This window comes from Pseudomonas sp. URMO17WK12:I6, from assembly GCF_003253625.1.
Classification (GTDB): Bacteria; Pseudomonadota; Gammaproteobacteria; order Pseudomonadales; family Pseudomonadaceae; genus Aquipseudomonas.
Window position 1 is genome coordinate 1 of sequence record NZ_QKYZ01000031.1, and the last position, 12,181, is coordinate 12,181.

Below are 12,181 nucleotides of genomic sequence, written 5' to 3' on the forward strand. Positions count from 1 at the left end.
AGATCGCTAAAGTGGGAAAACGGGGACAGACCACGATTAAATTGAAGGAGCATTATCCAGCCCCTCGATAAATGTGGTCTGTCCCCGCTTTCGTTTTTTTGCACCAACTAATCAACCATGCTTTTCAGAAAACTAATACCAAACTCATCACGAATCACATACAAGCTTTCGTACTGAAAAGAAAGAACAAATTTAAAATCCGTCTCTATCGACAGCTTCGTAAGGAAAGACTTAATATCCTCAGAACTCTCCAGCAAATATTTTATAGGACAATGAAACGCTCCACTCATACCTGCTTTCCAATCAACATTGACCCCTTCAGCAGCAACATCCTCAGGAGTACTAAAGCAACGAAATACAAAATAAACACCTGAATATTTAAAGTTACCTGTTAGATAACCACTTTCAATTGCGTGCTCAGCCCCCATCACTGAGAGCACTGAAGCAATTTCTTCAAAGGAAATTCCAACTTCAATCTCAAGATTCATTGTAATTGTCACTTCGCAGCCCCTATCACTCTAAATTCCCCGCCTTTCATCAAACATCGAAAACGGGGACAGACCACGATTAAATTGAAGGAGCATTATCCAGCCCCTCGATAAATGTGGTCTGTCCCCGCTTTCCCCGCATAAATAAAGACACTCATCACCATCTGACGCCGTTCCTCTGTCAACTGGAGTTGGTTCGTATGCAAGTGTCCAGTCCTGAAAATTGATCAGAAGGTGTAAACCTTATTCAGGACGGGACACTGTCAAATTTTACTATAGGATCGGACTCTTTGTACCAACTAACCAGTAGAGGCTAACAGCCATCACTCTTCGTCCCAGAAATTACCTGGTGGAGCATATTCACCACCTTTCAAAATAACGCACCAACCAAAATTCCTATAAAACATCTCAAGATCAATAATTTTGTAAACACCCAACCCAATTTCTTTCAAGGTGATCAGGCCAAAAGCATAGTGCGTGTATTTACCTCCTGCACTCGCAACAGCCCTTAACTCCAATTCTTTACGATCCCACTCGGACACTATCCCAGACGATTCCGGGATAGTGTCCGAAAAAGAAATTTCAAACTCTTTTGATATCTTGCACAAACAAGGAATTCGCTCTTGCCTGAGCAATTCATCAGTAATCAAGTTATCAGGAAAATTAATATTTAATTTCATTCCAAAGCACTCCGAGGAACAACAACCTCACCCGAGAAATTTCTCTCAAAGGTAGTAACAGGACTGAAATACTGCGTACCATGAGGATCACGAATAGCAACAACAGGAATACCGTTTTTAGTTGTAACTCCATCCACCACCACAAAGTGAGAGAAGTCAGAGCCTCCGCTTTTGTCAAAAAGCCGAACAACCACTGGGCGAAATCGGGGACAGACCACAAATAAATTGAAGGAGCAGTATCCCACCCTCGATAAACGTGGTCTGTCCCCGTTTTTCCCCCGCCCCGCCAGTTGCTTTTGCACCATTAAATCAGGCCAAGCTCTCGCAACCTAACCTCGCGTACAAAGTCCAATCCACCTACCTCGACTTTAGATCCGTCTGAGTAATGGGCGTGACCACAGACATTACACTGAAAAGCCAATAATCCGTTCTGTTTTCCTACAAAAATGCGCATACCATGAGACTCACACCTAGGACATTGCTCATCAATCTCAATAGTAACTAACTCTTCTATTGTATCGCGCAAAAAGCGCGCGATAGCTTCTACGTCTTTGGACTTGTAGCGTAAAATTACTTTTTTAAGGTGAGCTAATTCGCTAAGTTTAAAAGTAGAAAACTCTACAGGCATCAACTTCTCATCTATATGGGAAAGTTCATAAAAATTATAGGTCGAGAACGGCTCAACAGAAAAGCACTCATAATTGCGCCGCAACCACAAAAGGATTACGTCAAGCATATTCCTCAGTGAGGACTTATCACTCATGCGCGTAACAGCTGATTGCAACTCGTGCCAGACTTTCGGAGAGAGAGATCGCATCAATTGCCCGCCTTAACCGGAAAGGTTGTGATCAGGTTACCGGCTTTGTCGGTAAACACTTTTATCACAGAAGTGGGGGCTCCTCCATCCTTCAGCGTAGTAGTGCCAATCACTCGCCCCACAAACAGGGAAAACGGGGACAGACCACGATTAAATTGAAGGAGCATTATCCAGCCCCTCGATAAATGTGGTCTGTCCCCGCTTTCGTCCCTTGCCTGATGAACTGGCTTTTGCGGGTATAGACGTAACCGTAGCACCATCCATGGAGAAGGACTGTTTAATATCGTCTATCGATTTCCCCCAAAATACTAGAGGGCTGCCCCACAAGATTACGAGGTATTCCCGCCTGTGTGGCTAAGTCTTCTAGGGTAAACGTGGTCTGTCCCCGTTTTTCACGTTATCCAACCCTCGATAAATGTGGTCTGTCCCCGTTTTCGCTTCGTTACAAAAACCGAAGTTTCCAATAGTCATTACCTGCCTTTACCCAGTATCGTTCGTTATCAGGAATCAGAAAGCTAAAATCCGCACACTCGGAGATCCAATCTGAATAGGCAAGGTCTTCATGAGCGCGCCCATAATCCAGATGCATATATATTTTTCGATCAAAATTTATATAAAACTTCGGAAACCGTGAAGAAATTACATTGGCGCGCTTAAAGTCAGCCATACTTAACGCCTCACCCGTTAAATAGTACACCTCAACTTTCTTAAATATATCGCCATCATCCCCAATAAAGTTCTCAAGCTCAAACGAAGACAGGATTTTTTCATTTGAACTCTGTAAATACTGCGGAAAATTATCCGCAGTCATTCTCAGAATACCCCCTCTAAATTCCTTACAAGCAAGATCATACTGCTCTTGGGTAATATCTCCACCCTCGAGGTAGGCACGATAATCTTTCTCCGCATCAAGACAAAAATTGTATTTTTCATCAACAGCCCAAAAGCATCTCCCCGAATGAACAAAAAAGCAGACACTTTTTTCGCCATTCCAGAGATCATCAAAAACCGATTGATTCAATGTCATTTCCCGAACTCCTTGAGAAATTCATCTTGGGTATAAACGCGCGCGTTACTCGAGTTTTTTTTCGAGCAGCGATTCCCAAACCTTAGGTAACTCCAACGAGTAACCTGGCTGACCCGGATCTACTCTTTTTGGTGCGTCAGGATCTCTTGGAATGCCAGCGAAATCGGGGACAGACCACAAATAAATTGAAGGAGCAGTATCCCACCCTCGATAAATGTGGTCTGTCCCCGCTTTCGTTTCCCGCTTTCGTTTTTTATTCACCTGCTTCCATTACGCCCTCCTGAAAATAGATCAGAAGGTGTAAACCTTATTCAGGACGGGACAGAGGGAAGACCTCAGGGTTTCTCCCCTATTATTTACACCATGTAACCCGCAGATCTCATCTGCGTAAGCACCGCTTCATCAAATTCCTGATCAGATATACCTCTAATCGATTTAGCACTCTTCCAATGCCATATCACAGGAAGGATTCTGCTATCCAAACGATCATATTCTTCCAAAAAAATATCTGCTAAAGCATGCTTATCTAAATCATGAACGACCTCCAGCATCATGTTCAACACGATGCTTGGCGACTTTCCATCCAGTATTTGCGCTAACAAATATCTACTTTCCGAAAGTGACATAGGTAATTTCGTCGATGGTTTCAATTTTTTCGACCTTCGTGTATCCGTATTTTTGGGATATCTGGCCTGTCCAGGTATTCACGTTTTTCCCGGCGCAAGGCCGGTGTCGAGATCAAGTTGAAACTTTTCTACAGCTCAAAGCAGCCAGCTCATCTTTCAACCATTGTTCATGTTCATGAACAACGTGATCATAGTTCGATGCCGAGTGGTATTGATGCTCCGGCAAAGTCATCGCGCCGGGAGTCATCGACAGTGGAGCATCAGCAGGCCACTCCCAATTTGACCAAAACTCCGACAGCTTTATCAACCCATAGAGCGGGTCCGAGTCTAGGTTTGTTAGCAGTTCTTCCAGTGCGACAGCTCGCCATATTTTCCTGGCTCGTTGCATGTCCGCATTTTGAAACTCGCTCATTTTTTGCAACTGCGAGCATAGCTCAGATACAGGCAGGTCACTATCGTTAGCCAAGCTAACAATCACATCGAGCAAGGGATTATTCCCAGCCATTTTTTCAAGTTCAGCGTTTGCAAAATTTCCCACACAAAACGCTGGCAAGCGCCCCAAAAGGCTCGGAATACCGCAGACGCCCTGAAGCACCACGGCCCAGTCAGTCAAGCCATGTTTGGAAATTCGTTCAAAGACTGCTTGAATCATGGTTTCACCGGTATACCGTTAACAGTTCCATTTGGCACAAACATTCTGTGTGTTACACCGCCCAACTTCGGATCTACAATCCATTCAAACCTACCCGCCACACCGTTGTAGCTACCTGAAGGGAAAACGGGGAAAACGGGGACAGACCACGATTAAATTGAAGGAGCATTATCCACCCCCTCGATAAATGTGGTCTGTCCCCGCTTTCGTTAAATTCGCCGACCTTAACTCCGTCAATACATTTAAAAATCTAGAGTACGCCAAAAAAGGCACATGCAACGCCATTACAAACCTCTGACTAAAAATCTCCAAAGGAACAAAAAACTCTACATCTCGCTTATTAGATACCTCAGAGCAGAGCTCTGCCGAAAGGTGGCTTCTTATTTCAGAAATATCCAAAAACAAAATATCAACACCCCCCCTACCACCTTTCAAATGAACACCAGTTTCCGAAATGTAAAACACACCTTCCGGAAGCTTGACTGAGTACAAATAACTGCCAACAGACTCCACTGCATCATAATCCTCCCCAAAACCGGAAGACACCAAGCTTACAATTCGTTTTTTTACTGAAGAACTAATGCTCATTTCCTTAAGCCTCTAAGAAACTCTTTAAGCCCGTCATTCGTAGCTGGAAAACTGAGAGAGAACTTCTCGCCGACCTTGCCACCACCTAGGGACGCTCCCTCTTCGGTAGCATAATAACCTTTAAACGTTACTGTTTTTGCTCCTTGCGCCTGTGAGTACTCTACCAGTTTTTTCAAAGGTCCCACCAATTCGGCGGCCCCATCTGCACCGACACCAATAAAACCTTTCGACGTCCCAACGGAAAAATCATTAAATATTATCTCTGTTGAATTTAGCGTCACCTTAGGAGAATAAAGCGTCCCTACATCATTCGCTGCATTAAAAGAAACTCGACCGAGGTCCTTAATTACAGCTTGTACAACATCAGCCCCTACGCCCCGTGGCTCAGTACCAGTATACCTCTGCCAATCCGGATCATATGGATCAGCCTTCATCTCATCCGTAACGTGAGTAATCGGACCTTTTTTGGCATCCGAGGCAGTTTTTGCCAAGTCTGTTAGTAATGCATCCGCTTCCTGGGCTTTTCCCTCCTTCAAGAGTGTTTTGACTTCTTGAAGCCCCTCGCCAAGTTTAGAGGCTATTTTTCCAAACGGAACCACATCCACAGACGCAAAAAGGTAGTCCCAAATGTCTTCTGCCTCTGCAAAGCTTTTGCCGGCGCCGATAACAGGGAGGAAATCAGTCACGATGGACATCAGATTTTTACTGATGCTGGTGGACAGTTCTCTCGTCACCGCATCATCAAGCACCCGAATGCTGCGCAGCTCCGTATCAATGGTGTATCTCAGCAACTCTGGATCTTCCAGGGCCAATCGAACCTGCTCGCGAGCTTCCGGGGTGTTTTGATGTACCAGAAGGTCAAACTCTGCTTTTTTGGCTGCAATACGTGCGTTTGTACAGGCCGAACTTCCAGGGTCGTTTTTACAAGCAGAAAATAGAGCCTTATCTCTCTCAACATCCAGCTTATTCAATTGCTCTACACGGCCACAGGCCTGAACATCCCCCGCCTCACAATCCCGTTGTGCCTCAAATCGTTCATTGTTTTCGCGGTGGCTCAGGAAGTTGTACTGAGTCGCATTGTTGGCAACCCACGCCCCAGTTTGCAAAGTCTCCGCATCAACATTCCCTTGTGTCGACGCCGCAAGAACACCAACAATCTGAGACGCCATCGAGAGCAGATCAGGATTACCACCGACCAATTTATTCAGGTCGACGATGAGCGCTTCATTCGCACCCGCCGCCAAGGCTCCGGTTGCAAAATCACCACCTGTTACCTCTGAGAGCAGCCCACCCACCATGGCATGAATGACGACTTTAGTTGCAGAACCATCGTCAAACACGCCTTTGGTGTAATCGCCCACGGCGTTGAAGCTGGCTGCCGCCAATGTGTTGAACAAGGCAGTTTTCAACACATCACTAACGTTGACGTCTTCCCCCAGCGCCTTGCCCAGCAACGCGGACGTCCCGCCTTGCAACACCTGATTAACGCCAAACCGCCCAATCCCTTCCAGGCTGCTGAGGTCTACCTTGCCTGTAATCGTTGTTTTCAGAATGTCTTTAAAGAACCCAGCTGTTACACCAGCCGTCACCCCCGAAATCACATATCCCTTGAGCGCTTCCGAGGACGTCACGTCCTGGAACACCGCTCCAAGATTCCCACCATTGTTGATAAAGCTGGTGGCCGCATTCGTTGCCGCACCAGAAGCCACTGCAGCAAGGCCTGCGGCTCCGATGGTCCCCATACCGGCAAAAGCACTCAGCGCGGCGGGGCCGACAATAGCGGCCATGACAATCGCAATGATGAGCTGAGAAGCCGGCCCAAGCCCCGAGGTTTCATACTTGAACGACTCGTGGATTTCCTTGACCAGCTTCCAGTCCACATCCCCCCGTGCTTCGGCTTGCTTCAGCCAGGCCAGTTGCGGGTCGGCTTTGACCATCGCATCAATGGTCTGACTGACGCTTTGCTGATTCACCTCTTTGAGGTCGATTCGCAGACCTTCCACCGCCTTGATCGTGATGTTGCCTTTGGCAATCATCTGGGTCTGGCGCAGTGTCTCGTCGGTATTGCCCTTGCCTTTCGATGAGGTCCAGAAGGCGTCGCCATCGCTCTTGGTATGGCTCTCGTCATGCAGGTCTTTCACCCCTTCAAAGATGATCGCCCCGCCACTGTCCAGCGTGATGTCCTTGCCACTCTCCAGCTTCGCCACCTGATACCGCTGATCCCCACCACTGGACAGCGTCAGGTCACCACCGGACTTGATCTGCGTACCGATGTGGGTGATCTGCGTCACTTCATCGTGCTGGGTCTTTTTACTGCCCCAGCTGCCGCTTTTTTTCATGTCGTACAGTGTGTAGTCGCGGTCCTGTGCAGCCAGCAGTTGCAGGTCGCCGTCAGCATGCAGGTAGGCTTCTTTGCCGGCGCTGATGTCGCTGGCAACCAGCGTCATGTCCTTGCCGGACTTGAGGGTCAGTTTGCCGCCCGCATCCAGTGAGGTGCCGATCTGGCTGACGTGGTCTTCCTGGCGGGTTTCCTTTTTGTCCTTGAAGTAGCTGTGTTGTTCGTCGGCGGCGGTGGCGAACAGCAGGTCGCCCTTGGCGTCCATCGTCACGTCGCCTTTGGCGTCGAGCTTGCTCGCCACCACGGTCACGTCGCCGCCGGCATTGACTGTCAGGTCCCCGCCGGCACTGATGCTGGCGCCGTGTTGGGTGAGGGTTGAGTCGAGGAAGTCGGTACGGCTGTCGGAGTGGCGCTCTTCCACGGCGGTGATACTGACGTCGCGCTTGGCATCGATGGTCATGTCGCCGCCGCTTTTCAACACACCGCCGGTGTTGAGGACGTCGCGCCCGGCGTTGATCACCAGTTTGTTCGCGGCCTCGATGCGGGCGGCGCTGTCCACGAAGTCGCGCGCGTGGCTGTAGTCGCCGACGCTGCTGTCGTGGGAGGTCACCGTGCGTTCGTTGACGACGTCGCCGTTTGTGGCCTTGAGCGTCACGTCTCGCCCGGCAATGATGCCCCCCGCCTTGTTGGTCAGGTTATTGGTGGCGAGCAAGTTCAACCGTTCCCCGGCCTCCACCAACCCGCTGCTCACCAGATCATTCTTGGCCGTCGCCTCCAGGTTCTGGCTAGCGCGCAGGGTGCCGGCGTTGTTCAGGTTCTTGCCGGCGATCAGGGTCACGTCGCTGCCCTGGATCAACGCGCCGTTGGCGGCGAGGCGGTTGTTGGCGTTGGCCAGGTACAGCACCGGCACCAGGACTTTTTCGCCATTCACTTCGTGCTCTTCGAGCCAGACGATGTCGTGGGTCTGCGCCGCGACTTGCTGTGCGGTGAGGGTGACGCCGAGGCTGAGGTTCAACGCGTCCTTGCTGGCGATGGCGTTGTTCATCAGGTACTTGAAAACCGCCTCGTCCGAGGTCTGGCCGTCGATGAAGCGCTGGCCGGTGCGGGCGACCACGGCTTGCTGGATCAGTTTCTGCTCGAAGAGGCCGTCGCCCAGGCGCTTGGCGCTCTGGTCGGGGTTGTAGCCCAAGCCTTGGAGCAGGTAGTCCGAGCTCATGAATTGCTTGAGGTCGGTGAGTACCGGGTTGGTTTCGATCAGGTATTTGTGCGGCTGGGATTTGCCGGCGTTGCTGGGCAGGCCCTGGACGCGGTTGATCGTAAAGGTCCTACACCAACCTCGGAATCATGCACCTTGCACCTTGCACCTTGCACCTTGCACCTTGCACCTTGCACCTTGCACCTTGCACCTTGCACCGCTGGAACGATGGAACGATGGAACGATGGAGCTTATAGTCCGCCCGTCGTCCACATGGCGACCGGGTTCGGCGACCTGATCATAGAGAATGCGAAGGCTATCGGCTTAATTGCAGGTTCCGACGCACCCGCAAAGCCGCTATTTATGGCGGCTGTGCGCGGGAGATCTTCGGATCTGCCGGTATTCTCTATGCCGGTTCGCCAACCTGCGCACAGCTGCCACCTAATCGTTTGGCGACGACTGAGTGACGGCATTGGCTCATCAAAATAGAGATTTCAAATGAATCGATACGTGCCCCTCACCGGAATCGACCTATTCCCGGCATCACTCCTCATCGACATCCAAGCGCCACTCGACGTGCTACACGCGATGGCGGATTACCGTATTCGCACGGTTACCCAGGTGCTGGAGAACATCGCCTTTCGCGCAGAAATTGGCTGCGACACCGTCGTTAACGAGTCACGCCATCAACAACACAGCTATAAACACAAGTCTTTCCGCCAATAGAAGCAGCGTCAACAGCACATTTTGCAGTAACTAATCAGCGACTAGATTCCGCACCAGACTCGCAACTTCAGATCTCAGCATTTCACCGTCAAGTTCATAGCATTCCCTCGACTCGTCTGGTCCGTACATGTCCGCGGCACAAAAAATACTAGACAAACACTCACTCAACGAAGGCTCGTCGTGCTGAAGTATGTTTTTATCGCGCTCAATTTTCCAAAGCTCAATATACGCCTCAGAAAAAATTTCGGCTGTCAGCCTACCCGCTACAAACGATCTTGCAAACTCCAAGATGGTAAGACTCATCGCAGCACTCCGTTTTTAATAAAGTTATCAAACTGCTGAGTTCCTGGTGCGAGTTTAAAACCAGTCACAAAATTACCTGACGCATCGAGCACAACAGCATTGTTAGTGGTTGAGTTAAAGAACACTTTGGAGTCTTTTACAAACCCATATGTACCTTGCTGAGTCGTAGAGGTGGATGCCATGTGTGTTTTGATTGCTGTCTCATACTGAGCAAGTGTCTCAGGATTTTTCTTAGTAGTCACCACACCAAAATCAGATGCATGTTTGAATTTTTTATCGAGCTGCTTCTGGGTAACACCAGTTAAAGCCTCAGCTACACTATTACCTTTTGCAGTCCCCTCGGCTAAAGCTGCACCGAATTTCTTCTCCAAAGACTCCAAAATTTCTTTGCTGACGGCCTCCGATATTGTAGCCGCCGCCTTCACCTTACCAGTTGGCGTTGGGAAAAACAGATCGATTCCCAACCCGACGATTTGCTCCGTCAGAGTCGGCTCAAAGAAAATTTCACGCAGGTCTGCCGGAGAGAATTGATTCAGAAACTCAACGGTCCCTGGATTTAGCTTTGAAGGGTCTTTCTCACCATCTACGATTTTCTGCAGGTCAGCCAATACATCCTGTGGTTGCAGATCCAAAAACTGTCCTTGGTCGTGCAGGGTGGCGAAACCTTTCTCCAAACGGGCGGCGGCCTCTCTGTGCACTTGCTGGTTATAGCGCTCGGCATTGCCTGCAACCCAACTTGCAGTCGCCGCATCCCCGCTGCCACCCAACGCGCCCGCCAAAACACCGATGATCTGCGCAGTACCGATCTTAAATTGATCATCGGTAACAAATCGATCATCTAGATATCGTCCCAAGGCGTCTGATGTGAGCTGCGTCAGGCCTTCAGCCGCAGCACCCGCCAGGGCCCCCGTCTTAAAGTCTCCTCCTTGTGCTGCGGACAGCGCACCACCCAGTACCGCATGCATAAAAATCTTGCCTGCTGTACCTGGATCTACGGCCAAGTAGTCTGCGAGATCGCCTACTTGTTTGTTGCCGAAGGCGGCAAGGAAGTCGAGCCCTTCAGAGACGAAAGCGTTGCCCAGGTTATCCTTCAAGCTGCCGCCGTTGATGGCGGTGTTAATCCCGCCCGCCACCAGCGCATGCGAGCCGCTGCGCAGTACATTTTGCACTGCGGTGTCCCAGTTCAGGAGGCTCGATGAGTAGCCTGGGTTGTTGACACCTGTGCCATTGAGAATCTGCCCACCGTCTACTTTCCAACCATCAACGGCGCTGTCCATGTAACCCAACGCATAAGCGGTCGCCCATTGGGTGGCATAGCCTTTGAGTGCGTCGCTACTGGTGGCGGCCTTAAAGCCTGCTCCCAGATCACCGCCACCGTTAACCGTACCTACTGCGAAATTACTGGCTATTGCCCCCATCAGAGGCCCTAAGAACATACTGGCGACGATAGCAATGATCAGCTGTGCCGCTGGCCCAAGCCCCGAATTGTCGTAATCGAACGATTCGTGGATTTCCTTGACCATCCGCCAATCGATGTCGCCGCGAGCTTCGGCGTCTTTGAGCCAGGCCAATTGCGGATCGGCCTTGACCATCGCATCGATGGACTGGCTGACGGTGTCCTGATTGATCTGGTTCAGATCAATGTGCAACCCCTCGACTGCTTTGATCGCAATGCTGCCACCAGCCACCATCTGAGTTTGACGAAGCGTTTCGTCGGTCCTGCCCTTACCTTCAGCCGAGAACCAAGCAGCATTGCTGCTGCTTTTGGTATGGCTTTCATCATGAAAGTCCTTCACCGCTTCGAAGGTGATGCTGCCGCCGCTGTCGAGGGTGATGTCCTTTCCGCTCTCCAAGTGAGCGTTCTGGTAACGCTGATTACCGCCACTGACCAGACTCAGGTCACCACCCGCCTTGATCTGGCTGCCGATATTTTTGATGTCGGTGACTTCATCGCGCTGGGTTTTTTCGCTGCCGAAACTGCCCTTTTTCTTCATGTCATACAGCGAGTAGTCGCGGTCCTGTGCGGCCAGCAACTGCAGATCACCGTCGGCATGCAGATAAGCTTCTTTGCCGGCGCTGATATCGCTGGCAACCAGCGTCATGTCCTTGCCAGACTTGATAGTGAGCTTGCCTCCCGCATCCAGTGAGGTGCCGATCTGACTGACGTGGTCTTCCTGACGGGTTTCTTTTTTGTCCTTGAAATAGGAATGCTCTTCGTTGGCGGCAGCACCGAAGAACACATCGCGTTTGGCCTCGAGAGTTACGTCGTCCTTGGCGTCGAGCTTGCTCGCGACCACCGCAATATCGCGGCCGGCATCAATTGTCAGACCCGCACCGGAAATGACCTCGGCGCCGTGTTGCGTGATGCTCGAGTTGAGGAAGTCGGTACGGCTGTCGGAGTGGCGCTCTTCCACAGCAGTGATGCTGACGTCGCGCGTGGCATCGATGGTCATGTCGCCACCGCTTTTCAATACACCACCGGTATTCAGGACGTCGCGCCCGGCGTTGATCACCAGTTTGTTGGCGGCTTCGATGCGGGCGGCGCTGTCCACGAAGTCGCGCGCGTGGCTGTAGTCGCCGACGCTGCTGTCGTGGGAGGTCACCGTGCGCTCGTTGACGACGTCGCCGTTCGTGGCGCTGAGCGTTACGTCTCGCCCGGCAATGATGCCCCCCGCCTTGTTGGTCAGGTTATTGGTGGCGAGCAAGTTCAACCGTTCCCCGGCCTCCACCAACCCGCTGCT

General features: G+C 50.7%; 11 protein-coding genes. 1 reads left to right on the plus strand and 10 read right to left on the minus strand.

Features of this window, described 5'->3' with window-relative positions:
• Window positions 1-107: 107 nt before the first annotated feature.
• The 8 genes from F475_RS30280 to F475_RS29955 all read right to left on the minus strand — a co-directional run bounded on the left by F475_RS30280 (window position 108) and on the right by F475_RS29955 (window position 8,432).
• Window positions 108-488: a hypothetical protein gene (locus tag F475_RS30280; protein WP_146602963.1), complete on the minus strand. Its 381-nt coding sequence runs from the start codon at window positions 486-488 to the stop codon at window positions 108-110.
• Window positions 489-811: 323 nt separating this feature from the next.
• Window positions 812-1,168 (minus strand): hypothetical protein, encoded by a 357-nt coding sequence (locus F475_RS29930; RefSeq protein ID WP_111455431.1) that lies wholly within the window; start codon window positions 1,166-1,168, stop codon window positions 812-814.
• Between the two features lie 304 nt (window positions 1,169-1,472).
• Complete coding sequence (locus F475_RS29935) at window positions 1,473-1,904, minus strand: hypothetical protein (RefSeq protein ID WP_225609346.1); 432 nt, start codon at window positions 1,902-1,904, stop codon at window positions 1,473-1,475.
• Window positions 1,905-2,427: 523 nt separating this feature from the next.
• On the minus strand, window positions 2,428-3,012 hold the full coding sequence (locus F475_RS29940; protein WP_111455432.1) for a hypothetical protein: 585 nt from the start codon (window positions 3,010-3,012) through the stop codon (window positions 2,428-2,430).
• 356 nt (window positions 3,013-3,368) lie between these two features.
• Window positions 3,369-3,638, minus strand: a complete 270-nt coding sequence (locus F475_RS29945) for a hypothetical protein (protein ID WP_111455433.1) — start codon at window positions 3,636-3,638, stop codon at window positions 3,369-3,371.
• Between the two features lie 112 nt (window positions 3,639-3,750).
• A complete protein-coding gene (locus F475_RS29950) occupies window positions 3,751-4,290 on the minus strand; it encodes a DUF2247 family protein (protein ID WP_111455434.1) in 540 nt (179 codons plus the stop codon).
• A 168-nt stretch (window positions 4,291-4,458) separates the two neighbouring features.
• The gene (locus F475_RS30285; RefSeq protein ID WP_146602964.1) at window positions 4,459-4,878 is read right to left on the minus strand and encodes a hypothetical protein; all 420 of its coding nucleotides are present in this window, start codon (window positions 4,876-4,878) and stop codon (window positions 4,459-4,461) included.
• Window positions 4,875-8,432, minus strand: coding sequence for a DUF637 domain-containing protein (locus F475_RS29955; protein WP_256597261.1), 3,558 nt, complete (start codon window positions 8,430-8,432; stop codon window positions 4,875-4,877). Before F475_RS29955 ends, F475_RS30285 begins: the two co-directional genes overlap by 4 nt.
• 477 nt (window positions 8,433-8,909) lie before the next feature.
• On the opposite strand from F475_RS29955, the gene F475_RS29960 reads away from it, so the two are divergent.
• Entirely contained in the window at window positions 8,910-9,137 is a 228-nt protein-coding gene (locus tag F475_RS29960) for a hypothetical protein (RefSeq protein WP_086944859.1), read from the plus strand.
• Between the two features lie 30 nt (window positions 9,138-9,167).
• On the opposite strand, the gene F475_RS29965 is transcribed toward F475_RS29960, so the two are convergent.
• Window positions 9,168-9,440, minus strand: coding sequence for a colicin immunity domain-containing protein (locus tag F475_RS29965; RefSeq protein ID WP_086944858.1), 273 nt, complete (start codon window positions 9,438-9,440; stop codon window positions 9,168-9,170).
• Complete coding sequence (locus F475_RS29970) at window positions 9,437-12,043, minus strand: DUF637 domain-containing protein (protein WP_256597262.1); 2,607 nt, start codon at window positions 12,041-12,043, stop codon at window positions 9,437-9,439. The genes F475_RS29965 and F475_RS29970 overlap by 4 nt, the downstream gene beginning before the upstream one ends.
• Window positions 12,044-12,181 lie beyond the last annotated feature (138 nt).